The 26,084-nt window shown below is 44.3% G+C and carries 26 protein-coding genes; 4 read left to right on the forward strand and 22 right to left on the reverse strand.

The window, feature by feature from the left end; genetic code table 11:
* Positions 1-44: 44 nt before the first annotated feature.
* The 16 genes from Q0600_RS01450 to Q0600_RS01525 all read right to left on the reverse strand — a co-directional run bounded on the left by Q0600_RS01450 (position 45) and on the right by Q0600_RS01525 (position 17,347).
* Complete coding sequence (locus Q0600_RS01450) at positions 45-281, reverse strand: hypothetical protein (protein WP_298756068.1); 237 nt, start codon at positions 279-281, stop codon at positions 45-47.
* Positions 282-489: 208 nt separating this feature from the next.
* Positions 490-1,998 (reverse strand): AAA family ATPase, encoded by a 1,509-nt coding sequence (locus Q0600_RS01455; RefSeq protein ID WP_298756069.1) that lies wholly within the window; start codon positions 1,996-1,998, stop codon positions 490-492.
* Positions 1,999-2,284: 286 nt separating this feature from the next.
* Positions 2,285-2,629 (reverse strand): hypothetical protein, encoded by a 345-nt coding sequence (locus Q0600_RS01460; protein ID WP_298756070.1) that lies wholly within the window; start codon positions 2,627-2,629, stop codon positions 2,285-2,287.
* Positions 2,619-4,700 (reverse strand): heavy metal translocating P-type ATPase, encoded by a 2,082-nt coding sequence (locus Q0600_RS01465; protein ID WP_298756073.1) that lies wholly within the window; start codon positions 4,698-4,700, stop codon positions 2,619-2,621. Before Q0600_RS01465 ends, Q0600_RS01460 begins: the two co-directional genes overlap by 11 nt.
* Positions 4,701-4,703: 3 nt before the next feature.
* The gene (locus tag Q0600_RS01470; protein ID WP_298756075.1) at positions 4,704-5,189 is read right to left on the reverse strand and encodes a hypothetical protein; all 486 of its coding nucleotides are present in this window, start codon (positions 5,187-5,189) and stop codon (positions 4,704-4,706) included.
* The gene (locus tag Q0600_RS01475; protein ID WP_177386687.1) at positions 5,182-5,484 is read right to left on the reverse strand and encodes a Cys/Met metabolism pyridoxal-phosphate-dependent enzyme; all 303 of its coding nucleotides are present in this window, start codon (positions 5,482-5,484) and stop codon (positions 5,182-5,184) included. The genes Q0600_RS01470 and Q0600_RS01475 overlap by 8 nt, the downstream gene beginning before the upstream one ends.
* 8 nt (positions 5,485-5,492) lie before the next feature.
* Positions 5,493-5,984, reverse strand: coding sequence for a hypothetical protein (locus tag Q0600_RS01480; protein WP_298756078.1), 492 nt, complete (start codon positions 5,982-5,984; stop codon positions 5,493-5,495).
* Between the two features lie 95 nt (positions 5,985-6,079).
* Positions 6,080-6,691, reverse strand: coding sequence for a hypothetical protein (locus tag Q0600_RS01485; RefSeq protein WP_298756081.1), 612 nt, complete (start codon positions 6,689-6,691; stop codon positions 6,080-6,082).
* Positions 6,688-7,005: an HMA2 domain-containing protein gene (locus tag Q0600_RS01490; RefSeq protein WP_291936786.1), complete on the reverse strand. Its 318-nt coding sequence runs from the start codon at positions 7,003-7,005 to the stop codon at positions 6,688-6,690. Before Q0600_RS01490 ends, Q0600_RS01485 begins: the two co-directional genes overlap by 4 nt.
* A 65-nt stretch (positions 7,006-7,070) precedes the next feature.
* Positions 7,071-7,598 carry a molybdopterin adenylyltransferase gene (mog, locus tag Q0600_RS01495; protein WP_298756084.1) on the reverse strand — a complete coding sequence of 176 codons (528 nt, stop codon included), beginning with the start codon at positions 7,596-7,598 and terminating at the stop codon, positions 7,071-7,073.
* Positions 7,599-7,627: 29 nt separating this feature from the next.
* The gene (locus tag Q0600_RS01500; protein WP_298756087.1) at positions 7,628-9,412 is read right to left on the reverse strand and encodes an AAA family ATPase; all 1,785 of its coding nucleotides are present in this window, start codon (positions 9,410-9,412) and stop codon (positions 7,628-7,630) included.
* On the reverse strand, positions 9,381-10,613 hold the full coding sequence (gene mtaB / locus Q0600_RS01505; protein ID WP_298756090.1) for a tRNA (N(6)-L-threonylcarbamoyladenosine(37)-C(2))-methylthiotransferase MtaB: 1,233 nt from the start codon (positions 10,611-10,613) through the stop codon (positions 9,381-9,383). The genes Q0600_RS01500 and mtaB overlap by 32 nt, the downstream gene beginning before the upstream one ends.
* A complete protein-coding gene (locus Q0600_RS01510; protein ID WP_298756093.1) occupies positions 10,610-12,316 on the reverse strand; it encodes a mechanosensitive ion channel family protein in 1,707 nt (568 codons plus the stop codon). The genes mtaB and Q0600_RS01510 overlap by 4 nt, the downstream gene beginning before the upstream one ends.
* Positions 12,313-13,344 (reverse strand): 3-dehydroquinate synthase, encoded by a 1,032-nt coding sequence (gene aroB / locus Q0600_RS01515; RefSeq protein ID WP_298756096.1) that lies wholly within the window; start codon positions 13,342-13,344, stop codon positions 12,313-12,315. Before aroB ends, Q0600_RS01510 begins: the two co-directional genes overlap by 4 nt.
* Before the next feature lie 43 nt (positions 13,345-13,387).
* Complete coding sequence (locus tag Q0600_RS01520) at positions 13,388-14,806, reverse strand: TrkA C-terminal domain-containing protein (protein ID WP_298756099.1); 1,419 nt, start codon at positions 14,804-14,806, stop codon at positions 13,388-13,390.
* A gap of 288 nt (positions 14,807-15,094) precedes the next feature.
* Positions 15,095-17,347, reverse strand: coding sequence for a TonB-dependent receptor (locus tag Q0600_RS01525; RefSeq protein WP_298756120.1), 2,253 nt, complete (start codon positions 17,345-17,347; stop codon positions 15,095-15,097).
* A gap of 227 nt (positions 17,348-17,574) precedes the next feature.
* Here Q0600_RS01525 and Q0600_RS01530 point away from each other — a divergent pair, with 227 nt between their 5' ends.
* The 3 genes from Q0600_RS01530 to Q0600_RS01540 all read left to right on the forward strand — a co-directional run bounded on the left by Q0600_RS01530 (position 17,575) and on the right by Q0600_RS01540 (position 19,798).
* A complete protein-coding gene (locus Q0600_RS01530) occupies positions 17,575-18,408 on the forward strand; it encodes a YihY family inner membrane protein (RefSeq protein ID WP_297960103.1) in 834 nt (277 codons plus the stop codon).
* A 247-nt stretch (positions 18,409-18,655) separates the two neighbouring features.
* Positions 18,656-19,288, forward strand: coding sequence for a hypothetical protein (locus tag Q0600_RS01535; protein WP_298756102.1), 633 nt, complete (start codon positions 18,656-18,658; stop codon positions 19,286-19,288).
* Between the two features lie 27 nt (positions 19,289-19,315).
* On the forward strand, positions 19,316-19,798 hold the full coding sequence (locus Q0600_RS01540; protein ID WP_298756105.1) for a hypothetical protein: 483 nt from the start codon (positions 19,316-19,318) through the stop codon (positions 19,796-19,798).
* 64 nt (positions 19,799-19,862) lie between these two features.
* On the opposite strand, the gene Q0600_RS01545 is transcribed toward Q0600_RS01540, so the two are convergent.
* The 6 genes from Q0600_RS01545 to Q0600_RS01570 form a co-directional block, all read right to left on the reverse strand.
* A complete protein-coding gene (locus Q0600_RS01545) occupies positions 19,863-20,105 on the reverse strand; it encodes a hypothetical protein (RefSeq protein ID WP_298756108.1) in 243 nt (80 codons plus the stop codon).
* A gap of 239 nt (positions 20,106-20,344) precedes the next feature.
* Positions 20,345-21,100: a septal ring lytic transglycosylase RlpA family protein gene (locus Q0600_RS01550; protein WP_298756110.1), complete on the reverse strand. Its 756-nt coding sequence runs from the start codon at positions 21,098-21,100 to the stop codon at positions 20,345-20,347.
* A gap of 13 nt (positions 21,101-21,113) precedes the next feature.
* Entirely contained in the window at positions 21,114-22,112 is a 999-nt protein-coding gene (locus tag Q0600_RS01555; RefSeq protein ID WP_297882548.1) for a lytic transglycosylase domain-containing protein, read from the reverse strand.
* On the reverse strand, positions 22,109-22,906 hold the full coding sequence (locus Q0600_RS01560; RefSeq protein WP_005871678.1) for a TatD family hydrolase: 798 nt from the start codon (positions 22,904-22,906) through the stop codon (positions 22,109-22,111). The genes Q0600_RS01555 and Q0600_RS01560 overlap by 4 nt, the downstream gene beginning before the upstream one ends.
* Before the next feature lie 125 nt (positions 22,907-23,031).
* A complete protein-coding gene (locus Q0600_RS01565) occupies positions 23,032-24,555 on the reverse strand; it encodes an AAA family ATPase (protein ID WP_298756113.1) in 1,524 nt (507 codons plus the stop codon).
* Positions 24,549-25,424: an NAD(+) kinase gene (locus Q0600_RS01570; RefSeq protein WP_298756116.1), complete on the reverse strand. Its 876-nt coding sequence runs from the start codon at positions 25,422-25,424 to the stop codon at positions 24,549-24,551. The genes Q0600_RS01565 and Q0600_RS01570 overlap by 7 nt, the downstream gene beginning before the upstream one ends.
* Positions 25,425-25,507: 83 nt before the next feature.
* Here Q0600_RS01570 and Q0600_RS01575 point away from each other — a divergent pair.
* The coding region (locus tag Q0600_RS01575; protein ID WP_298756118.1) for an amino acid--tRNA ligase-related protein at positions 25,508-26,084 on the forward strand (577 nt) is incomplete at its 3' end.

Raw genomic sequence — 26,084 nt, forward strand, 5'->3', positions numbered from 1 at the left:
TTATATTATAAATTTAAAGATGCGCCGAGGATAAAATTTCACACCTATGAAGCAAATTGTATAGCTATAACGCTATCATTAAATTTTCTCGCACCGCATGAGTCGGCAGCGCCCTTTAAATTTGAAACTTCGCTCTTTTCATCGCGCGCACTAGAAAATCTGATAAATTTATGACCATTATGACCGCAAAGCTGTTTTTCGCACGGCACGCCGTCGCCATCGCCGTCGGTGTGCTGAGTACCGCCTTCCTGTGCCCTGCCACACTCTCGCAAATACCGCATCGCCTCTTCTCAGCTGCTAAACTGCGAGCAATAGGTCTTGGCGCTGCAATCCAACCCCAAAGCAAGGCTAACTAATGCCGAAAATAATAAAATTAGCAGGTACTTGAACGACATAAGTACATAATATTTTATTACACCATTAATATCGTAAATTTAAACTCTCCTTAGAAATACCATATATTAAAAACTTTGTCAGCGTATCAACATATTATAAATTTTCTTTCGTAAAATACTCTATTTTGCTAGAAATAAAATCTTTTAGTACTCCTAAATACTTAGAGTAGTAATTTGAGCTTTCGAAACTACTCCAACATATCAAGAAGGCCTCCTCTTCATTGGACGCTATGCCAAATTCTTGCATCTTGCTAAATAATATATGATTGTTTGAATTTTCTAAATGATAGCTCATATTAGGATTCGGATCGTATTCTAAATATTTTTCCACCAAAAAACTTTCTGGGTTTTTTGTTGTTATATTGCCAAAAAGAAAGTGTATATCTTGATCTTCACAATAAGGCTTTTCATTCTTTTTATCTGCATCTAAAATACAAACATAACCAGATTTTACTTTTCTCTTACAGTATGTTTTTCTATAACTCAAATATGATTCGTATGTATCTTGACAAGAACCACAATCTATTATATTTATTACCCTAGCATCAAATTCTTGTCCAAAATCGTCTAGTAATTTTTGAATAATTTTTTTTGAAATTGCATCTTCACAATATATGTCAAACAAAGGATAAATACAAGAATCCATTTTGCTCATAGCAGCATTAACGCTTATATTTTGGCTACATGAAAAATGCTGATTATGATTTTTTTCAATAAAAATTCTTGCCTTTGGTGGCACACAAGACAAAATACTTGGAGAATGTGAGGTTATTATAAATTGGCTCTTTTTTGTTTCTGCTATATAATAAATGACTTCCATTAGTTTTCTTTGTATTTTTGGGTGCAATCCCGCATCTATCTCATCAATTAGAATTAATGATTTTTCCGGAGCATCTATTATATCGGTTAAAATTTTGGTCAATACCTCCTCTCCTGCTGCAGCATTATAGCTTGAATATGAACTATGACTAGAGTTATAGCCAAATATATCCTTATCCTGATATGAGAATTGTTTATCTATATAAAATTTTTCTTCAAAAATATAAGATAAGTATTCAGAAACTGCATTACTAGAATCAACTGCGATTCTAGAAAGAATAGCATCACCAAAATTTCTTGCTGGCAATAATCTAGATAAATCCAGATACCTTACTTCTGGCTCTTTAAATTGGCTTTCCTTTTTACCGATACCGCTCCATTTCCTTGTTGTTTGTTTTCTCTTTCCAGACTTTGTTATTTCCTTTTTACCCATTTTATATGTAATACTATAATTCCAATCTTTTGTTTGTTCATCCTTATTGGTAGATTTCATTAATGAACTCCATGTATGTCTCTCTAAATTTCCATTTTTAATATTCTTTTTCATGAATTTTAAATGACTACAAGCAATAGCCATCAATACAGTCGTTTTTCCTGTTCTATTAACTCCAGCAATAATAGAAATGGGGTGAAGGAAATGTATTTCTAAATTATCAATCTGTTTAAAATTATCAAACCTTATTTTTTTCAATAATATAGGAAAATTGTGTTCATTAGACAAGTCTAGATTATCAATTTTATCTTTATCTCTTTTTGGATTAATTCTTCTATTATCTTCTGCCATTCTTTATCCTTGATAAATAAAAATATAATGAAACATGTATCTACTTGCTTCTACAATATACACTATACTACCATAAATGCTACGAAACGATATACTGTAGGAAATTCTATCGTTAAGTTTAAGCGATTCTACGCACACGGTGCGTTTTCGCTGCGGTCTGCGTCACGCCCGCTTTGTCGGATTTTGCAAACTTGATCTTGCCGCCCGTTACCTTATAGCAAATGAATCTACTTTTGCCGTCCTAGACACTGACCAGAATAACTACAATGCGTGTTCTATTCTAAAGTTAGGCGCTTTTACGCGCGCGAGGCTTTCTTTTTGCCGGCGCGCTTTTTGCGGACACGCTTTTGCCGTCCGATAAATTTTGCAAGGTTAAATTCGCTTCAGATCTCTTTCTGCCCCTGCTCTTTGCTTTTCTATTTTGCAAAAACTCGCTGTACGGCGAGCCGTAAAGGCTAGCGTGCCAAATCGCGCTTGCCAACATCACTGCACCCGAAACTTTATGTAGCTGCGACATGCGCGAGTTCATATTCAGCGCGGTTAGAGCCGTGATGCCCATACTCACTCCCAGCGCCGTTTTAGCCACTTTGCGCTGAAAGTTTAGATCCAAAATTTTATCTTCAATGCTCAAATTTTACCCCTTTGATAGAATTTAGTAGAAGGCCTATCGTCGTGCCGTTATGCAGCAGCGCCGTAGCTACGGGACTTAGCGCGCCAAACGTCGCCAAAAATAAAATGATCGAATTTATCCCCACGGTAGCGTTGAAATTTCGATTTACGAGCCGCAGCGTGTCGTTGGCCAGCGCCTTTACCTGAGCGACGCCCTCGATATCGTTTTTCAAAAGCCCGATCTGCGCGGAAGCCTTGGCGATCTCGGCACCGTTTAGCATGCTGATGCCGATGTCCGCCTTCATCAGGCTCGGCGCATCGTTTATGCCGTCGCCCACGAAGACTACCTTCCGCCCCTCAGCTTTGAGTTGCTCTAAGATTTCGGTCTTTTGCGTAGGCAGCAGCTCGCCGTAATAGCGATCTACGCCGAGCTTTTTGGCTACGGTGCGGGCTTTTGAGCTCACGTCGCCGCTTAGCATGACGATCTGTTTAACGCCCAACTCGCGGAGCCTAGCGATAACGGCGCGGGCGTTTGCGCGCACCTCGTCTCTAAGCCCGATAACGCCCAAAAGTCTGCCGTCAAATGCGATGTAAAGGAGCGCGAGCCCCTTTTGCATCGCAAGATCGATGGTCTGCTCATGCGCCGCGAACGAGATCATCTCGTCGTCCTCTAGGAAGTGGCGCGAGCCGATGATGAGCTTTTTGCCCTCGATGCTGGTCTTTACGCCGTGAGCGACGACGAATTCCACCTCGTCGTGGTGTTTGTGGATAAAGCCGTGCTTTTTGGCGGCGTCCACGATCGCCTCGGCTACGGGATGAAAGTAATGCTCCTCGGCGCTCGCGGTTAAATTTAAAATATCGTTTTTGCTAAAGCGCTCGTCAAACGATATGATCTCGGCGACCTCCAGGTTACCGTACGTAAGCGTGCCCGTCTTATCGAATACGAAGGTGTCGGCGCTCGCAAGCGACTCAAGAGCCTTGGCGCCTTTGATCAAAATCCCGTTCTTACCCGCCTTTGAAATGCTTGACTTAAAAGCAACCGGCGTAGGCAGCTTAAGCGCGCACGAGTAGTCCGCCTGCAGCACTGAAGCTACGGTCATGAAATTTCGATTTATCAGATAGGATACGCCCGCGAGCCCGAAGGTCACCGGCACGAGCTTGTCAGCTAGGTGGGTCGTATGCATACCGATGCTGGAGCGCTCGTTAAGAGATGCCGTGATGTAGTGCTTTATGCGCTGCGTGGAGGTGTTTTCACCGACGTTTTCCGCCCAGATACGGATCCTGCCCTCCTCCACGATAGTGCCGCTTAACACGCTATCGCCGCGAGATTTTTTCACCGCGACCGATTCGCCCGTCATATTGGCTTGATTTATCATCGCTTCGCCGCTTACGACGTGTCCGTCCACGGCTATAACGTCGCCTGCGCCCACGACCACGATATCGCCTACCTTTAGCTTAGAAGTTGCGATTTTGATCTCGGTCTTTTTGCCGTTTTGATCTATCTCTACCCACGCCTCGGCGATGTCCGGGCGGGCGAGCTCGCGGATCAGATCGTCGCTTTTATAAACGGTGCTTTCTTCCATGTATTCGCCAAGAGCAAGCATAGTGTTGGTGCTATTTGCAGCAAAGATATCTCCGCGCGCGAGCGAAATCCCAACAGCAGCAGCCTCTAAGCCCTTTGAAGTAAGCCCGTGACGAAAGCTTTCTTTAATCCCCACTTTTAAGATAGGCACGCACGCTACGATGCTAAATGCGCGCGCTAAAGGCGAAGTGCGAAAGATTAAATTTCCGCCCAACGCAAGAAGCGCTAAGATAAATTCGTTTTTGCTCGGTAAATTTTTATGGCTAGCGGGGATAATTGATTTTAACTCGCTTAAATTTAAAGCCGCAAGCTGCTTTAGAATTCCTGCCTTATTCGCACCAGCGTCAAGCCTAAGGATCAAAGAGCCGATTTTAGCGTTAAATCTAGCTTCCGTTACGCCTTCAAGCCTCGCAGCTGCTTTTTGTAGTGCGCTCGCATCGATGTCTCTAAAACCGACGATCTTTAGCCGTAGTCTAGTTTTAGTCTCATGTAAAATTTTAAAATTTTGCATCTACTACTCTTGCATCTCTGCCTTGGCGTCTTCGAATCGCTCCTTCATCTCTTCAACGCCCATCTGAAACATCTCGGTGCCCTTTGCGATGAGCTTAAAAAGCTTCTTTTGCGCGTTTTCGTCGGTGAGAAAATAGGTCGCTGCGGCCCCCAGAACGATGCCTGTGATAAATGAGTTGCTACCGAATAAACCGTTCGCGTTTTGTCTGCTACCCATGGAATTAAAAATTCCACCGAAAGCGGAGCCCTGAGTAGAATTTACATCGCTTGAGCTTTGAGCGGCGGAATCTTTATTATCCGAGCCATTGTCAGAAACTGAGCCGTTAAAAGGTGCGGAATTTACCCGCTCGTTTATCCATTTTGCCCAGCCGCCAAGCTTATCATCGCCGGCAAAGCCGCCCGCAGAGCCGCTAGAATATTTATTGCCACCAAAATCGTAATCGTCTAGAATTTCTTTCAAATCTTTTTTTGTGATATAGGGATTACTCATTGCCTACCTTAAGAATAAAATTTCTACCCGCAATGAGCGCGCCTACGCATACTGCGACGCCTGCCGCTGCGCGTAGATACTCGCCTTGTACGAGCTTATTTGCACTGTAAATCGCGCCGCCGCCGATGATACCGCCGCTTAGCGCAATATCTAGCGCATCGCGAATCGCTTTAGATTTGCTCTTGCCTTCTTTGGCTTTAACGAGCTCTACGGCGCAACCGCCGATCGCCCCTGCTATAGCGCCGCTTAAAACGTGATCCAGCGGAGAACGCTGTGTCGTAAGTGATCTATTCATTTAGGCCTCTATTTTTCTGATTTATCGTCTGCGGACGTAAATTTAGCCGAAGAATTATCGTCCATTTTTACGATCTGCGGGATATTAAGTGGAGTAGTAGATGCTGCGGATATCTCACCTACCGGCGTTTCGCCAGTCTTAGCGCTCGCAGTGGATTTTTTAGTTCTTTTAAATCCAGGTTTCGGTCCCGGTTTTTTTCTAGTTTTTTTTGCAGTGCTAGTTTCAGTGCCAGCACTACTTGTCGTAGCTTTTTTACCGCCAGACTTTCTTTTACCTTTTACCGCCTCAGCGACATCGTCTAAGCCTTCTTTGGCTTCCGCAAAAATTTCTTTTGATTTTTTGCTTAATTTCTCCGCTCCGCCTTTGACGCTATTTTTTAGCTCCTCGACGCTTTTGCTACTTACGATTTTATTCGCACCTTCTTTGATTTTATCTCGATTGTTATAAGCGTAAACCGCCGCGCAACCAAGCGCAAAACCTGCTAGAAATGGGATCGGCATTTCATTCTCCTTGTGTTAAGATTATAAAGTCATTTTATCAACTTTACATAGATTTTGATATTATAGCGACTTTTTTAGATTTTTGCAATCCTAATTTAATTTTTCTGCAAAATTCCTTTAATTAAATTAGAAAATGCGCTATTTAAAATATTTTGCAAATCGTATTTTTGAAATATCCGCTCTAATCCCTGCGGATTTTTTAAAATTTCATTTAATAAATCAGTGAAATTCAAAGAGTTTAAATCAGCCTCGTATTTAGAATTCAGTTTCTTCAAAATCGGCAAAATTTCATTATACGAAACCGCCTGCGCCTTATACAGCAGCTCTTTAAATTCCGCGTTCTTGCACGAATTAATTAGATCGTCATAAAACATCATAGAGCTTTTTTCTATCAAAAGCGCCGAAGCCAAAAACTCATTCATACCTTTTGCAACCAGTGCCTCACTGCTATTTTCAGGAGGCGTGGCGCCAAGCCCGCAAGAATTTGCAAAATCTAGCATCCGCTCAAGTAATCCAGCTCGTAAAGATAGAATTTCTCCTAGCTTTTTATCTTGAAATTTAACTGCACCCAGCGAATAAAACTGAAAAATTTGTGCCTCTTTTTCGAGCAAAAGAGCGATATTTGCAATTTGAGCCTCATTTAAATTCCGAGATTTATTAGAAATTCTACGCGATTTTTTGGTGCTACGCAATGCTTCTTCGCTCAAGAAATCGCCTCTATATTGGAATTTACGAGCGCTACTAGCTCAGGCGAACTGATGCCGCTTAAAAACTGCTCCCAAAGGTGCATCGGGAAAACGCTTTCATCATAATGAATCGTCAGCGAGCCGATTAGAGAGTTAAATTTATACTCTTTTATCCCGCGAATTGCAGCTATTTTAGCCTTCAGGCTCTCCTCGCTCACGCTATCTCGCAACTCCCTAATTTTGGGACTTACGCGGATGCGAATACGACCTTTGCTGTGGCTGATTTTGCTAAAATACTTATGAAATTCCAAAATATCGTTGTGATTTATTTTCATATTTTTCCTTAAATTTGCACCCAAATAATATCATAAATCATTTAATTCCTGCTAAATTTTGCGAATTATTTGCGTTTAGGGCGGAATATTTTTATCTTATTTTCATCCGCTGTTATGTAATTTCCTCCCATTAGATCAATGCAATACGGCACAGCAGGAAATACCGGCAGAAGGCACTCTTTAATCGCTTTTGGATTGCCCGGCAAATTTATAATCAGAGATTTTTTGCGGATCGCTGCTATCTGGCGAGATAAAATTGCCGTAGGCACGATCTTTTGGCTCTCTGCGCGCATTAGTTCGCCAAAGCCTGGCATTAATTTCTCACTTACCGCCTCGGTCGCTTCAGGCGTTACATCGCGCGGAGCAGGACCCGTACCGCCCGTAGTTAGCACCAAATCACAACTCGCTTCGTCGCAAAGATAAATCAGCTTATCTTTGATCAGCTCTAGCTCATCTGGGACGATTTCATAAAAATACTCTTTCTCGCAAGTTAGCCAATCATCCATCACGGCAATTATTTCTTTGCCTCCTAAATCCTCGTAAACGCCACCGCTAGCGCGATCACTTATTGTTAAAACACCTATTTTTACCATTTTCCTCTCCTTTATTGGAATTTTAAAATTTAATCGAAATTTAGCGTGCCGTCTTGCGGCTTTTCTTCAGAGCTTTCCCTATCTTTTTCCAGCTTTTGCAAATTTTGCTCTTGCGCGGAGACGCCTTCTTGCTCCACACCATCAGATTCGCAGATATTTTGAACATCCTCGAAAGTTATGAACTCATAAACGAAAATTTGCTTTGAAATTTGATTTAGCTTATCCTGCATCGTGCGGATTATCTCGCTTACCTCGTCGTAACAATCTTGCAAAATTTTATTCACACTCTGCGCGCTAGGGGTAAAGCTGTCGCCCATCGCGAGTTCAAAAACCATCTTTTGCGCCAGCGCGATAGCCTGCTTTACGTCGCTAGCGGAATTTGAAAAAGCGTCGTTTTTATGGATCTGTAGCGCTGCCATGCCGCTTAAAAGCACTTTGATTTGATTTAAAATTTGCGTTTTGGATTCGATCTCGAAATCCTCGTTTAAAAATTTATCGTTTAAAAGCTCGATCTTTTCGAAATCAAACGAATACCAATACGCGCTAAGCGCCTTTGCGCCCTGATAGAACGCCTGGATCTCCTTTTCGTATTCGGTTAGAATTCTACTTTTTTGCACGCCGTAAAAGACCCTCATTCGCACGTTTTCAAAATCGCTAAGCTCGATCGTATCGCTGCCGCGCTTAAGAGCGTTGATCGCGGCTTCATTTACCAGCGTCGCTACTCCCGCGCCGCTAAAGCCCACACAGAGGCGACTTACTTTGTTGATATTCGCGCTGCACCTTTTGCCTTCTAAATAAATTTTTAAAATTTCGATGCGGTCTTTGTAGTTCGGAAGGCCGATGAAAACGCGCCTATCAAAGCGCCCCGAGCGCAGCAGCGCATCGTCGATCAAATTTATTTTGTTGGTCGCACCGATTACCATCACGCCGCTATTTTCCTCAAATCCGTCCATCTCGGTCAGTAGCTGATTTAGCGTCGCTTCCCGCTCGTCGTTGCGCCCTATACCGCGCTTGCCACCAACTGCGTCGATCTCGTCGATAAAAATTATCGCGGGTGCACAGGATTTAGCTTTCGCAAACAGCTCGCGAACCCGCCTAGCGCCGACACCCACAAAGACCTCGGCGAAGCTTGCGCCGCTTTGGTAAAAAAACGGCACGTCCGCCTCGCCGGCTACCGCTTTTGCGATAAGCGTTTTACCGACGCCGGGCTCGCCGATCATTAAAATTCCTTTCGGCAGCTTTATACCGAAATTTCGATATTTTGCGGGATTTTTTAAAAAATCCACGATCTCTATGAGCTCGTCCTTGACCTCGCTGATGCCCGCGACGTCGCTAAATCTCACGTCGCTAACGCTCGGCGAAAGATCGCCGAGCTCTGCGTTTGCGCCGCCTTGACGCGCAGCGCCTACGCCGTCCAGCCTGCGGCGACGCGCCAAAACGGTTTCAAAATAATATACGAAGAGAAAAAACGCGAACGTAAAAATTACCAAGATCGCGCTGATACCGCCGCTTCCGCTATCCTCTTCCTTCGTAATTAAAGCGTGATTGGAGAGCTCTTTTAAATTAACGATATCGGTTAAAATTTTATAGCGTTTGCCGTCGTAAACGAAGCTTAGCGTGCCGTCCTCGATATGCGCGCGCTTGATCTGATCTTTTCGTACCAGCTCGCTAAATTCGCGCTCGGTGATGTATCGCGAATCGTCTTTAAAATAAACGATCGAGAGTAAAACGATAAGTAGCACTAAAAAAATCAGAATTATATTTAGCTTGCTTTTTTTGATTTTATGCAAAATTTCCATCAAATTTAACCTCATAATCTCTTATCTCCATCCATTTTTTCGATAAATCCTCATCGCTTTTGATCCAAATTTTATCATAAAATTGATCATATCCTTCATAAAACTCTCCGTTTTTCCGCTCGATCAGCACATTTAAGGGCACCTTGTGCGAAAGGCGAAATTTATAATTATTCAGCGCCGTTATGTTCTGCAGCATCTTTAGCCGCGCCTTCGCCGTTTTGCCGTCTATGCGGTCTTTTAGCGACGCCGAAGCGGTGCCTTGCCGCGGCGAAAAGATAAAGGCGTGCAGATGCGTGAGCGGAAATTTTTTGAAATTTTCTACCGCTTCGAGCCAAATTTCTTCGCTCTCGCCCGGATGCGCGACGATAAAGTCCGTCCCCAGCGCAAACCCGCGCTCCGCAAGCTCGCAAAAAAGCTCCAAATCCCTTAGCGCGGAATTTCGGCGGCGCATTATGCTAAGCATCTTTTGTGAAGTGTGCTGAAGCGCGATGTGCAGATGCCGCTCCAGCCACGGCTCGGATAAAATTTCGCGAAAGCTCTCATCGATCTGCGAGGGCTCGATACTGCCTAGGCGAATGCGGCGAATTCCGCGGATCGCGCCCAGCTTTTGAAGCAGCGCGCCGAGGCTCGTGCCTGCGGCTTTGCCGTAGCTTCCGATATTGGTGCCGGTTAGCACGATCTCGCTAAAGCCGTTTGCGGCAAGGCTCGCCGCCTCTTTTAAGATCGCGTCTTCAGAGCTGCTGCGCGAGCGGCCGCGCACGGATGGGATTATGCAGTAGCTGCAGTTAAAATCGCACCCCTCTTGAATTTTAATAAAGGCCTTGGTGTGATCCTCGTAGTCGCTTACCAGGTTTTTTTCGACGCCGTCAAGACCTCCGATATCGTAAAATTTCGACTCCGAGCCTAAAAACTCGTCGATCTTCTCCTTTTGCGACATTCCAAACACGCCGAAGACTGCGCCGTTTTTATACAGCTCCTCGCCGCGCGATACCGCGCCGCAGCCGGTTAGCAATATTTTTTTGCCGAGGCGGTTCATCTTATTTACGTAGTTTCGCACGTCTGCGTCAGCGCCGTTCGTAACAGTGCAGGAGTTTATCACGACGACGTCTGCGCCCTGCTCGTCATGCGTGATCTCGCCCGATTTGAGGTTGCTTTTAATAAGCTGCGTGTCGTAGATATTTGTGCGACACCCGAACGTTTTAAAATAAATTTTCAAATTTCGCTCCCGGATCCGCTTCCTGTAGCAAAGCCTGCGCCCTGCGCCGCTGTGTTTAAATTTTGTGAGCCTTGCTGCTCGAAGCTGAGATCTTGCGCCATGAAATTTCCGCCCGCCGCCGCGTAGTTTTTGCCGTTAAAAAGCGTGTAAGCAGGATAGGCGATCTTGATATCAGGCTCGCTTCTTAGCGCGTCTAAAATTTCAGCCGAGATGTTGCTGCGAAGCCCGAGCGTCGCGTAAGAGTTCGTCATATACCAAACCGAAATTTCAATGCCGTATGGCTCAAAAAAGCTGAAAATTCTAGGCTCGACGTTTGGATTTTTGATACTGTATTGCGAGCGAAGCTTGCCCATCTGCTTTTTGGCGATGTCGGTGTAGCCCTTAGAATACTTCCGCACGATGTTTTTTACGAGATACATCGCCTTTTTATGGTTGCTATCAAATGTTAAAAGTATGCTGATGCCGTCCCAGACGGTCTTAAGCCCGCTATGGGTGTAGTTTGAGATAAGATCAGTAAAAATATAATTATTCGGTATGAAAATTACCCTGCCCGCGCGTTTATTTTCTCTCCACGTAGTCATAGTAACGTCCTCAAAAATCGTCATCCTAAGCACCGAAATATCGATGATATCGCCTACGTAGGTCTCGCCGTTTTTATGCACCCTGATGCGATCTCCCACGCGAAAGCTGCCGCCGAGCACGATCGTAAGCCAGCCTAAGGAGCTCATAAACATATCTTTCATCGCAATCGCAAGACCTGCCGAGGCAAAGCCAAGAACCGTCACGAAGTGCGTCATATTCTCGATGTAAGAAAAGAGCAGTATCAGCGCAATCAGCGTGAAATTTAAAACGTTGATAGCTTTATTTACGATATAAAAATTCTCGTCGTTTTTGATATATTTTTTCGCCACCACTTTGCAGAAAAACGACAGCGCGATGACTACGAGTATCCATACGGCGATGTTTCCCGCGCGCTTGACCTGCGCTTTTATATCGGCGGTCTGCACGGCGATTTGAGAGTTGATCTTCTTTTCATAAACGTCGTATGTAGTCTGTGCGATCTCATATGCGGAGCTAAACTCGCTAAGCTCGTAATCTAAGCTTTTAAGCTCCGCCACGGCACTTGCGTCCGTACCCACCTGCATCAAACGCTCATATAGCGCCCTTTTTGCTTCAAGTTTATCGATTAAAATTTTGATATTTTCGATAGCATTTTTCTGCTCCATCTTTTGAGCTTGCAAATTTCTAATCGTAGAAAAACCGGAAATTATCGAAAAAGGATTTGTAATGCGCGCGGGCTCAGGAGTTTCGGGCATCGCGATGATATCTAAAAACGGGGATTTTTCATACTCTTTTAGCAGTATGAGCTGCTCTTTTACGGCGCGAAGTCTTTTCTGAATATCTGCGATCTTATCGGTGTCGGCGCTCTTTTTTAGCTCCGCTTCGAGCTGGTTGGATTGCTTTTGTAAATTTTGATAGCCGATAAAATTTGAAAAGCGCGAAATCCAGATATTATTTTTGATCTCATCGTCTATCGCTTTTATTTGAGCTTTTAAAGATGAGGCGAGCTCCGTGCTTTGCGTCTGATTTTTATCGTTTTGAGGCACGCCGGAGCCGATCTGCGCACTCGGATTTGCAGCCGTGAAATTTCCCTCGCAAAAACCAAGGCTAAAAATCAAAAAAACGGCTAGGATTATTTTCATGCAAACTCTCTTAACGTGGCTATTACCGCGGCTTTGTCTATATCATCGGCAATACTAAATTTACCGATGCCATCTGGCAGGATAAATTTTATCTTGCCGTTTTCGCTCTTTTTATCGAGAAAAAACAGCTCGTAAAATTCCGCTGCATCCTCTACGTGAAATTTTATCGGAAGTGCGAATTTTTGAAGCACTTTGCGGATTCGCTCCTCCTGTTCGCCGCTTAGTTTGCCGAGGCGACGCGCTAGCGTATTTGCCATCACCATGCCGATCGCCACAGCCTCGCCGTGCAAAAATTTTTTATAATTAGTAATTTTTTCTATAGCGTGAGCAAAGGTGTGTCCGTAGTTTAACACTGCACGCACGCCACTTTCGCGCTCGTCACGCTCTACGACGTTTGCTTTAATCTCCACGCAGCGCGCGATTATATGCGAAATTTCATCGGCGCTTTTTAGATCGTGCGTCTCGAAAAATTTAAATAGTTCGCCATCAAAGCATATCGCCATCTTTACAGCCTCCGCAACGCCTGCGGCAAACTCTCGCGCAGGAAGCGTCGATAAAAATTTGCTCTCGCAATAAACCGCGCGCGGCTGGTAAAAGGAGCCGATTAAATTTTTGCCGAAGCGATTATTTACGCCCGTCTTGCCGCCGACGCTTGCGTCCACTTGCGCTAGCAGGGTCGTAGGTATATTAATAAAATCGATGCCGCGTTCATAAATACTCGCGCAAAAGCCCGTTATATCGCTAATAACACCGCCACCAAGAGCGATGAGCGTACTTTTGCGATCAAGCTTGGAGCTAAAAAGCTGCTCTAAAATTTGCTCCACGCTCGCGGTATTTTTATACTCCTCGCCGTCCGGGATCGTGATGATAAATTTTTGCTCGCAATCTAGCCGCTGCAGTAAGAAATCAAGCCACAGCCCCCCTACTTTGGGATTTGTAATGATCGCTACCTTGCCTTTGAGTTTGATCTCTTGCAATTCGTCGATAAAAACGCTGTATTTTTTGTCTAAATTAAGATCGATTTTCATACGCTAGCCTTTGATTTTTGGGTAATTGTAACATAAATTTCGATTACTTTTCATACCCGTAATCGCTCGGAACGAAAATTTGATGATTTTTGCCGAGTTTAAAATACATCTGATCCAAATCCTGATTAAAAATCGACGTGAGCTTGCGCGCCAAAATTCTATCATTAAATGGCACAAATTGTAGCAGATCTCGCTCGCTACCTAGCGCTAAAATCGGATTTTGCCGCTCGCAAGGAATCACGAATAAACTCTGCTTAAAAAGCTTCGATAAGCTCACGTAGCTTTGCGCAAACTCGCCTTTTTCGCTCTCGCCGAAAAGATACAAATACACGTCTAGCCCTAGCTGCGAGCTGATGTCAAAGACGATGCTTGATTCCTCGCGAAGCCGCTCGCCGGCACTTAGCACGACACTTTTACGTACATCTTTTAGCTCGCCTTCACCTAGGCTTAACACGGGGATTTCAAGCGCTTTAAGTGCCGCTTTTTTTGCCTCGAAAACTCCGCTTGAGCAAACTACCAAGCCTGCTTTATTTTCGCTCACGTCGCGCTTTAAATTTAATTCGCCCGAGTAATCGATGAGAATTTCAAATTTATCCCGCTCACACAGAGCTTTAAGCTCGCTAAAAGCGTCGTTTAGCAGAGGATTTAAAATTCGCAGATAAATTTTATGATTTCTAATATGCAAATCCAAAAACTCAAGCGCCCTAACCGTCCTAGCTATCTCGTCACCGCTCATTTTTTTCATATCAATTAGCGCGAAAATATTTAGCCCAAACGGCGATGGAAATTGCCCGCTTTGCTTTTTTACTTCAGCAAACACCGCTCGCAGCGCACTAGGCTCACCCACGACCAAGATCGTATCATTCGGATATATTCGCGAGCCGGGCGTCGTTACGATGTAATTATTGTGGCGGTAGATCATCGGAATTTGATATTTAGTATTAGAAAGTGTGCTGATTTTTTTATACGCAAACGAGCTTCCTACGGGCACTTTTACCTCCATTATCTCTCCGCGCCCAAGCCCAATGTTATCAGCAAAAACGGGGCTATCTGGCAAAAAACCTATGAAGCGCGAGGAATTTAGCGCAAGAGTGTTTACGATTTTTACGTGAGCTTCATTTTTATTCTCGCGCAAAAGTCCCCAAAAATCGGCTGCGTACAGCTCTAAATCGGGAGCGAGCGTCTTTAAATTTTCAAGCGTTACTTTAGTGTCAAATTCATCCTCCATTATCATTATGCAGCGGTCAAATTCCTCTTCTGCTAGCACCACGCGCAACCGCTCAATGCTCGTAGGATCAAAAATTTCGACCGAAAAATTTGACTCGTTTTCAAGCTCTGCGGGCACAGCATCCGTATTTTTAGCTATGACGCGATATGATCTGATGACATCTTTGATTTTACAAACTTTGGATAAAAAATGGCGCGCAAACTTTCCGCTTGCGATGATTAAAACTTGTTTCATTGCTCTCCGTTTCGTGGTTTTGCAAAGATTATAACCAAAAACGGCTAAATTTTAAACCGCGCGCGGATAAATTTTGCGAGCAAGCCGAGGCGCGGCGACTTAAAAATTTAAAGATCGAAATTTTAAAATCAAGGTTTGAAATTCCAAAAGCGAGGCTTAAATTTTAAAATTAAAACCAAGCCTCGTTAAATTTAATCTTGCCGCTTAGGGCGATAAAATTTCATAAATTTTAAAGCGGCGCTATAACCATTCGCGCCGCTTAAGCAGAAATTTTAAGCCCGCCAGCCTTTAGAATTTCACCTCCGCAGAGAGCATGAAGCTTCTGCTCTCGCCTAGCGTTACGCCGTTTGCCGAGCCTAGTATGCTAGTTACGTTAAGTCCGCCCGCACCGTCGGCACTAGCAGGATACATTCCAGCCCAGTATTTTTTGTTAAATACGTTATTTACGTTGAAACGCAGCGTGGTCTTGTCGCCCAAAAGGTGCTCGCTCGTGTATCTCATGCCAAGATCGGTAACGAAAAAGCTAGGAGTGTGCTGGGTATTTAGATCGTCCAGATACATCTTGCCGGTGTAGTGGAAATTTGTGCTGATCGCAAGCTTGTTTGTGCCCGGGATCTCGTAATCAAACATCAAATTTGCATTTAGCTTAGGGATTCCGTTTGCGACCTTGCGGTTAGCGCCCTCGATGCTTACGTTGTGCATCTTAGGATCGATGTAGGTAAAGCCTCCCAGCACGCTTAAATTTTGCGTAATTCGTCCGCCGCTCATAAACTCAAATCCGCGGTTGCGCTGCTCGCCGTTTATGCCGTAGCGTCCAGTAGAGCTATTTAGATACGCGATAGGTCTGCGGATATCAAAATACGCTACGCTAAAATCGATCATATCGGCTACGCGGATCTTAGCGCCGATCTCGTGCTGCTTGGAGCGATACGGCGACGTAGAGGCGACCTCGCCCGCATATGGGCTGCTCGCCGGATAAACATAGGTAGAGCCCTGCTGTAAGCTATCTGCGTAAGTGTAGTAGATGCTAGCGTCCTCTATCGGATGAAAGATCAAGCTGCCCGCCCAGCTATAGCCCGAATCGCTATAGGCCTTAACAAGTCTTTGCTGGCGGGCATTGTAGGATTCCTGTCTCATCCACGCCTTAGATGCGCTTAGCATCACGTCAAATTTATCGTTTATCGTGATATCGTCTAACACCGAGACGTTATACATATCCAAAACAGCGTAGTGATACAGCCCACTTCCGCGCCTAGCACCGGTGTAATTTAGAATTTTAGGATCGTAGATATTGCCTATGGTAGGCGAGGTGTAGTTGGTGCTCGCATTTTTATATCTATCCTGCGTCCAATGGTATCCGTTGGTCTGCACGCTGAAATCATGTTCGATATCGCCCGTATTAAACTGCGTGTTTGCCTTAAGATAGCCGCTTGGCAGATCAAATCTATATGCTGCCGTAGCACCGCCGCTGTGTCTGGTTTGATAATCGCCCGGCTTTGTATATTGCGGATGTGTGCTAGGCAAGATATAATTTACAACGCCATGAGTATCACGATCGGCGCGCTGAAACTGAAAGCCGCCCTCTAAATACCATTTATCGGTAGGCGTAAATTTAAATTTCGCGCTTGCGGTAGTGGTTTTTAGATGCATTCCTCCAAAGCTCTGTCCAAGACCGCGTTTTGAAGAATCTACTGCCTTTGGAAGCACCATTCCATCAACGATCTTGCCGTCTTTAACGCCTAAGGCAAACTGCCCCGCAAAGCCCTTGGTATTGTGCTCATAATAGCTCGCCGCGGTTTCGAACGTTAGATCGCCCGTCGGATAAAATTCCATCGTGATGCTGGCTAAGCGGCGCTGCAAATTTGAGCCCTTTGGCTGTCTGTCGCCGTTGGATCCATAAAACACCGCGCGGTAGCCGAATTTTTCAAATTTATTCGATAGATCAAGCCCCAGCCCCAGATTGCTTCGCGACATATAATCGCTCCAAATTATATACTGATCTTTTACCGGGCGCTTGCGCGTGTAGCTGAAAATCCCGACCGGGTTTTGCGCGCCGTAGAGCGAGCCCGCGACGCCGTTTTGCACTTGAAAGCTCTCAAACATCGCCATCGGAATCGCCGTCGTCGAAATCGTATAAAAGCCGTCCCAGAAGCTATTGCCTACGACGCTGCCCTCAAAGCCGCGCGTCTGCGGGCGCCCTACCGTAGCGCCGCCGCGCATCTGAATCTGTGCGGACGGGAAGTATTTGACCGCCTCCTCGTAGCCGGTGACGCCTTGGTGGTTCATAATCTCCTTGCTGATCGTGTTGATCTGATAGGGAAGATCCAAAGCGCGCTTACCCACAAGCATGCCTTGCTGCACGTTTTTGCTCAAAAAGCCCTCGTCGATGCCGCTCTCGCTGATATTATCGCCGACAGAATTTACCTCGATTACGCCCATATTCTGCGATTTTTCAGGCGCAGAATTACCGCCACTTTGTGCTGCAGCCAAACTACCGCATAGCAGGCACAAACATGCCGCTAATGAAATTTTAAATTTCATCGTTTTCCTTCGTTCCATTATTTTCCCTTCGTTATGGATATATTTAATATTATTTTTTAGCATATTAGAAAAATTTTCCTAAATTTAGACTAAATTCGAGATATAAATTTATATATTTGTAGTTGCATTTCTGCAGTTTAAAATTTCATAGACGATATACCGCGATACAAAAGAAAAATTGTGCAAATTTATATGAAATTCTAAATTTTTAATGTAAAATCGCCCGTATGAAAAAACTAATACCGGCGCTTATGCAAGCGCAAAACCGACTCAAAAATTTCTTCCGCCTCTACGATACCGAGCTCATGCACCATGCATCAAGCCTTAGCTTTCACACGATTTTGGCGCTACTGCCGGTGCTGATGGTCTCGCTTAGCGTCTTTATGCAGCTACCAAGCTTTAAAGGCTACTACGACAAGATTATGGGCTTTATTTTTTCAAACTTCCTGCCTGCAAATCAAGCGAGCATGGCACACTATATCGAGGAATTTATGGCAAACGGGCTAAGCCTTGGCGTAACGGGCTTTTGCGCAGTGTTAGTTACGTCGGTGCTGTTTTTCGGAGATTTTGAAGCGATAATTGCGCGCATTTCGCATTCACCCGAGCGAAGCTTTTTTAAGAGCCTAAGCACCTACTGGACGCTGATGACGCTCGCTCCTGTGGGGCTTGGAGCATCGTTTTATATCAGCGGCGAGCTTCAGGAGCTACTAAATAAAACCGAGTTTACAAGCTGGATAAATTTGCTTAAAATTCTACCCTACTTAATCGTTTGGGGGATCTTTGCGATTACTTATGCTACGGCGATCAACCGCGAGATCCGCGCAAAAGCGGTGCTTGCCTCATCGCTCGTAGCATCGATTTTATGGTGGCTTTCAAGACTGGTTTTTGCGCAATACGTCTTTTATAACAAAACCTATCTTAGCATCTACGGCTCGTTTTCGGTCGCGCTATTTTTCTTTCTGTGGATCTACATAAGCTGGATTTTCTACCTATACGGCGTGAAATTCTGCGTATTTTTGGACGCTAAATTTAAAAGAGGTGGCGAGCGCCAAAGCGCCTGAATTGCTGTGCAAGGCTGCATTTTCTATGCTTTTTGGATTAAAGCGTATTTTCTGCATGGGCTAGAAATTTAAATCAAAATTTTAAAATTCTATCGAAAACGGGCGGGAAGTTTGTCTTTGAATAATCGGCATATGCATAGAAATATAATTTTAAAAATTTAATGAGGTGCGGCAAGGCTGGAATTTTAATCCCTCGCAAAGCGCCGTTAAGGTAAAATTATGCGCGATTTTAAAACAGGAAAATATTATGAAAGACCGCGACAAAGAGCCGATAATCATAGAAAACGACTACTTTTTTAGGCTTACTATATCAAATAAAATCATGTGCGTGCTTATATTCTTGTCTTTTGTCTTGCTAAATTTAACGCCGGAGCTGGATCCGCATAAAGAGATGATGAGAAGAGCGTCATTAACGCTAGGGATTTTCGGAATTTTATTTAGTATTTTTTGGGAGATAAAAATAGCCTATCAAGAATTTTACAATAAGTTTTTTACAAAATTTTATGATGATAAAATTTCATTCGACTATATAGACGAACATATGAAATTTAAAACCGAAATTTTGCAAAAAGACGATCTCGTATCGGTAACTTGGGCGTTGATACCATACAATGAGCAAGACGTAAATATATGGATCAAAGATATAAAAAATAGGAGAAAGAGAATGGTTAGGTATTTGGTAAGTCCAATATTCTTTTTAATCACCATGCTACATCATTTCATTTTCTTGGCGCTCAATGGATTTAAATTTAAAAAGTATATATTGTATAGGTTTAAATCGGGCATTATTGCAGTGCCGAATAATAAATTGTTGAGCGACAAAGACATTAAATTTGAGCTCTCGTCTTTGTTCGGTCTATATACAAGCGATCTAATTTAAATTATAGAATTTCTCAAGGAGGAGAGAATGGCGTTTGTTGCGGAATATATTTCTAAAGAGGATATTAAGAAATATGATATTATAAATCGTGTAGATCAGTGCTTGGCAAAATATCATTATAATCCACAAAAACCCTATCAAATAAAGTGGTTGAATTGGGTCATCGACAGGCAAAGAGATATTTGGCTTATTTTTGTTTGTAGCCCGCATCTACCTGATCCAAGAGACGGATATACTGGAGAGGAGATTTGGCTGCTTTATTATAAAGGTAGAGAAATCGAGCTTGACATTAGACGGGTCTATGACGAAACTACAAGTAAAATGCTAGTCGATAATCCGTTTTTTATCAAATATAAGCTAGAAAATATAAATTCTAGTATTGACGGAATTTCATTGGATGAGCTTTATAAAATTTTAAAAGAAGCTCTAACGGAATACGGTAATCGCGGTATTGACGGTAGAGAAAATTTACCAAAAGAACATGAAGTCGTAACTTTTCTGCACGATTAAAATTCAAAGAACCGAAGAGCTGCGTTTAAATACATCTGATATTTCAGTATCAAATTTAATTTTTCTATGCGCTATAAAACGCCCACTCTTTTTTATATTCGTTTATTATCTCATCGGGCGTTTTTTCTCCCTTATCGACCTTGATAAGATCTATTATATCTTGCTCGTTTGCAAACATACCCTCTATCGCGTGGTTACAGATGATAGATCTGTTTTGCTCGTATTGTTCTGCGCTCAGCTCGTCTTTATATTTTTCAAGTATAGCCAAACTCTTTTCTAAACTATAAACTTCCGGATATTTTTGCATGCTTTATCCCCTAGCAATATAAAATTTTATCAGCTTCGGCGTCCTATTAAAAAACAAAGCTCAAGCAGGCAGGCGCAATTTTCTGCTACGAATAGCTTGCAAGTAGTTTGCACTTCGCCGCAGCTAAAGCAGATAACTATTAGATGACGGGAAATTTTACCGCAAGTAACTCACAAATAAATTTAACAAAACCCTTATCAAGCAAAAAAAACGAAAGTAAAAGCCGTCAAATAAAACTGCTACTCCCTTACGATGAAAGCTCCAGTAAACTTGCCATTATGCGCGAAATCTCTCGCTTCGTCCTCGCTTTTAAATCCGCTTAAAAAGACGCGATAAATCGGCGCGCCATCTATGCTAAATTCTTTGACGATCGCAGGATATCCCGCCGTGCCGTGGTAATCGCGCTGATAAATTTGTGCGCCGCTTCTATTTCTAAACGCGCCGATTTGCACCATAAAATTTCCGCCGACAATGGTCGCTTTCGGCGAGCCTTTGGCGATGGTATGTCCATAAAAGCCCACCACTTCGAGCTTTACCGGCGCCGTACCTCTGGCAAAAACACCCACCAGATTAGCAGCCGTTTTGCTAAGATCGATGACGCGTCCGTCCACGAATGGACCGCGGTCGTTGATACGCACGGTTACGGTAGCGCCGGTATCGCGATTAACGACCTTTACCATAGTATTCATCGGGTAGGTTTTATGTGCGGCGGTCATTCCATTCATATCGTAAATTTCGCCGTTGGAGGTGTATTTGCCGTGAAAATTCGGCCCGTACCAGCTGGCGATTCCGATCTGGGTATCGCCGACGCTTACTTGCTCTGGATAGTAGGTTTTGCCGTTGATTTTATAAGGGCGCATGGTGGCGGGAGAGTTTTTGCCAATCTTGCTCGTACCGCCCGCAGACGATCTAGAAGACGGTGCCGTGCGAAACGAACAACCGGCAAGAATCAGCGCAAAAAGCGCACTAAAAAGAGCGATTTTCTGGTACGACACCTACGATCCGATCTTATTTGTTGAATTTTATATTATTTAGCGCTATTTCGTTTTTGTCTTTGAGGCTAAGCTCGTTCGCCAAACCTGCTAACACCCGTCCTGGCTTGCGCTGTTTCAGACGTGGCTCATACGCTTGAAACGCGCCTTGATTTACGACAAATTCTGCATATTTGCTTTGTGGGATATAAAAGAAGTACTTGCCGTTAAGCGGCGAAATTCCGTTTTTAATATGCGCGTTATAATCCTGCATTTGCGACGGCGAAATTCCGATCTGTTTTGCAACCGCGCTTAGCTTTGTGCCTGGAGCTACTGCGATACGCTTTAGCCCCCACGGCTCGCTTTCAAAAAGCAGAATTTTACGCATATTTTCATTTTGAGCAATGTAAGCATATTTAATAATGCGCTTGATAAAATTCTTAGTCTCATTAGGAAGCGCGGGGCTTTTTAGCAAGCGATCCAGATCATCGCTGCCAGTAGCTGCAATCGCATTTTTAAGCTTTTGATCGCCACAATTATACGCCATTAGCGCTAAATACCACTTGCCAAAATTTTGCTTCAGATGCAAAATATACGAAAACGCAGCATCCGTAGAGGCTGCGGGATCGCGACGCTCATCTACGGCGCTATCTACTCTAAGACCGAAATTTTTCGCAGTCGCCGGCATCAGCTGCCACATACCACCTGCGCTAGCGCCCGAAGTTACAGTGTTTTTAAGATGAGATTCTACCATTGCCAAATACAATAAGAATTCCGGAGCTTCGATGTTATCGACCTCGGATTTGACTAAGTAGGCATTGTGCGACTGCGAAGTCACAATATGCTTAAACTGCTTGCGATCGCTTGCATTGATCGCACGGAATATGCCCGCAACTACGTTTTTGCTCGATTCGTTATTTTCGATGCCGAATTGATTTAAAATATAGTCGTGATTTGCGCGCATCAGACCGGGCTGGCTCGCAAACGCTTCGCCCACTAAAAGCAGGGCTAGCAGTATAAATTTTATGGCTTTCATATCTCTCCTTTGATTTTATCGCCAAAAAGCCTACAGGCGTTTTGAGTCGTTATTGCTTCAACCTCTTCTACGCTTAGGCTTAAAATTTCCGCGACTTTTTCTACCACGAGTCTCGTAAATGCAGGCTCGTTGCGCTCGCCGCGATGCGGATGCGGAGTTAGATACGGTGCATCCGTCTCGATTAAAAGGCGCTCTTGCGGAATTTGCGGTAAGATCTCAGCTAAGTTTTTTGCATTTTTGAATGTCAAAACTCCGCCGATACCGAAGTAAAATCCGTATTCGCTAAGACCTAGCAAAAGCTTGCTGGCATTGAAGCAGTGTAAAACACCGCCGCATAAATCGCCGGCGCGATCTTTTAGAATTCCAAAGCTATCTTCGTTTGCTTCTCGGATATGGACTATAAGTGGTTTTTGAAGTTGTGCTGCTAGATCGATTTGTGAGATGAAGGCGTCTTTTTGGCGGGAGATTTCTAAGGCTTTGGTTTCCTTGCTCTCTTGCTGCTTAAGTCTGAAGTAATCAAGCCCACATTCGCCAACGCCCACGCATTTGGGATCGTCAGCATACCGCTTCAGCACCTCCATATCGAAAGAATCTATCTCGTATGGATGCACCCCTACGGCAAAATACACATTATCCCGTGCGTGCGAAATTTTGCATGCCTTATCTAGGTCTGCTACATCGGCACCGGGAATGATGATGCTGCGCACGCCTGCAATCGTGGCGCGCTCAATCACCGCGTCCAAATCGGCGTCGAAACTAGCATCGTCTAAATGGCAATGTGTATCTATAATCATAAAACTCACTTGATAAAATTTTTCGAAGCGGATTTTACGTCGTTTTGCAAAATCACACTTAAATTTAAATTAAACGTGGTATTGTAGCGAAAAATTTCAGATTTAAACTTAAGCTTAAAATTCCTTCAGCTTTGCCTTAGTTTTTTAGCGAATTCCAGGGCTTCTGCAGTAATAGTCTCGCCGCTTATCATACGAGCTAACTCTGTTATTTTCTCATTTTCGCTTAATAATCTCACGCTAGATTTGCCGTTCGTTTTACTTACTAAAAAGTGTGACGCAGCCTTTGAGCTAAGCTGCGGCTGGTGCGAGATCGCAAAAATTTGATAAAATTTTGAAATTTTTACCAGCACGTTAGCGATACTCATCGCCTCTTTTCCGCTTAAATTTGAATCAATCTCGTCTAAGATCAAAATTCCCTCGCCGTTATTTGTAAGCTCCAAGCTCGCGGCAATAAAAGCAAGGCGTAGGCGGTTCGTTTCGCCTGAGCTTAAATTTTTAAATTCCGTCTTGCACAAGCTGACGCAAATTTCGTCTGTGCCGCACTCACTAAGAACCGCGGGCTTAAAACCAAGCTCCACTCCGTCCATATAAAGCTGCCTTAGATAGGAATTTATCAGATCCTCGAGCCGTTTTTTAGCGCCCTTGCGAGCCTCGCTAATTTTTTCGGCAAGGGTAGCGGTGCTTTCGCTAAGGCGTTTAAATTTCGTTTGTAGCTTGGTTTTTTCAAAGCTTAACTGCTCGTAATGCTCAAGCTCTTTCTTGCGCGCTTCAAGCGTAGCTAAAGCCTCTTCTATGCTTCCGTAGCGCCTATTTAGCGCACTAAGAGCTTCGATGCGATCTAAAATTTTCTCTATGTCGATATTTTCGAGCTCGTCTAAATTCAAGCTTTCTCGCTTTAGCCGCAGCTCGTTCATCGCATCCTCGAAAAACGCGCTATCCAGCCCGCTAAGACTTAGCGCTTCGATGACGCTGCGCTCCAGCTCAAAAACGCCCTGCGCCCTAGCCCAAAGCTCCTCGATCTTATCTTTTTTACTAAGCTTTTTTTTGATCTGCAAAAGCTCCTCGTATTCGCCGATTTTAGGCGATACGCGCTCGATTTTTTCAATCTCGAAGCGAGCAAATTCCTTTAACTCCTCGATCTTGCGCTCTTGATCCAAAATTTCATCCAGCTGCTTTTTTGTGCGGCTAAATTCCACAAAAGCGCTTTGAAGCTCCGATAGGCTTTGCGCGTGCGCCGCATCTTTTTTCGCAGCGATAAAATCAAGTAATTTTAGCAAGCTATCGCTACTCATTTCGCCGGCGTTTTTCGCGCCTAAAAATTTCACGTATTCGCCGGCGATCGTGCTTAGATTTTTTTTCGAGACCGATTGGGAATTTATAAAGTATCGCAAGCTACGCCCTTTTAGGACGCGAAAAATATTTGGCGTATCGTTTATCAAGCCGAAATTTTCCATATCAAATTGATGCTCTACGTCCGCTTCTATGAGCTCAGCCTCGCATTCGTTAAGACCGAACACCGCTAAAATCGCGCCTATTAATACCGATTTACCTGCACCGCTGATGCCTGTAAATACGCTAAGTCCCGGACCAAAACTAAGCTCGCTCTCGCAAAAACCTAGATTATTTTTAATATAAATTCTTTCTAGCATCCGCCGTGCCCCCATCTGAGTTTGGCTTTTAAAACGTCGAAATAATCGTAGCTTCTGCGTTTTATTAAATTTACCTTGGCGTGTGAAATTTTAACGCTTACGCTGTGAAATTCCGCCATATCAAAAACGTCTTGTCCGTCGATAACGACACTAACTTCGGAGCTTCCGGCGTTTTTGAAGCTTGCAAGATATTCTTTTGGCAGGATCAAAGGCCGCTGCGTCAGGCTATGCGAGCAGATCGGCGTAACGCAAAACACGTCGCACAGCGGATAGACGATAGATCCGTTCGCGCTCATATTATACGCGGTCGAGCCCACGGCGGAGCTTACGATCACGCCGTCGCCGTAGTAGGTGTTGAAATATTTTCTATTTAAAAACGCGTCGATCTTCGCCATCGAGGAGATGTGGCTGCGGGTGATTACGACGTCGTTAAATGCGGTCTTGCGGACGATTTTACCGCCGCCGTTTTCCAGTATCACTTCGAGTAAAAACGGGCGCTCGATCTCGTATTCGCCGCGCAAAAATTCCTTTAAAAATTTTGCGAATTCGCTCGGCTGCACGTCCGTTAAAAAACCCAAAGTGCCCGCGTTGATACCGAGGATAAAGGCGTTTTTGTCGCTTAGCAGCCTCGCAAGCCCGATGAGCGTACCGTCGCCACCGAGGCTAATTAAAAAATTGGTCTTTTTTAAAATTTCTGCAAGCGTATGCGGCTTAAGGCCGAAAAATTCCGCTCCGTCCTCTTCAAGCAAAAGCTCAATACCTTGCGTTTTTAAAATTTCACAAATTTGCTCCACGACGGGGCGAATCTCTTCTGATTTTTTGACTATTAGCCCCGCGAATTTAAGGTTTTTATGAATTTTGTTTTCCATAGTTTTATTTTATAAAAAATTAGCTTTGTAAAAGCAAAATTTAACTATACTTGCGTTTTACAAATAAATTTAAAGGAGTAAATTTGCGAAGTCATTATTGCGCCGATTTGAGTAAAAACGATATCGGCAAAAGTGTAACCGTGTGCGGCTGGGTAAATTCTTACCGCGACCACGGCGGCGTTATTTTTATCGACCTGCGCGACCGCGAAGGCTACACCCAGGTGGTCGTCGATCCCGATTGCGTGAGTGCCGAGGATTTCGCCAAGGCCGAGCATCTGGGCCGCGAATACGTGCTCAAGGTCGCCGGCACGGTGCGCACCCGCGCGGCCGAAGCCGTGAATCCCGATATGCCGACCGGCGAGATCGAAATCCTCGCCTCCGCGATCGAGGTGCTCAACACGTCCGTCACGCCGCCGTTCTCCATCGAAGACGGCATAGAAACCGACGAGACGACGCGTATGAAATGGCGCTACATGGATCTGCGCCGTCCCGAGATGTACGCGTCCATCAAATTGCGCCACATCGTGGCCCAGGCGATGCGCTCCGCGTTGAACGAACGCGGCTTCATCGAGGTCGAAACGCCCATCCTCGCGAACTCGACGCCCGAGGGCGCGCGCGACTACCTGGTTCCTTCCCGTCCGAACCCGGGCAGGTTCTACG

The organism is uncultured Campylobacter sp. (genome assembly GCF_938041645.1).
GTDB lineage: Bacteria > Campylobacterota > Campylobacteria > Campylobacterales > Campylobacteraceae > Campylobacter_B.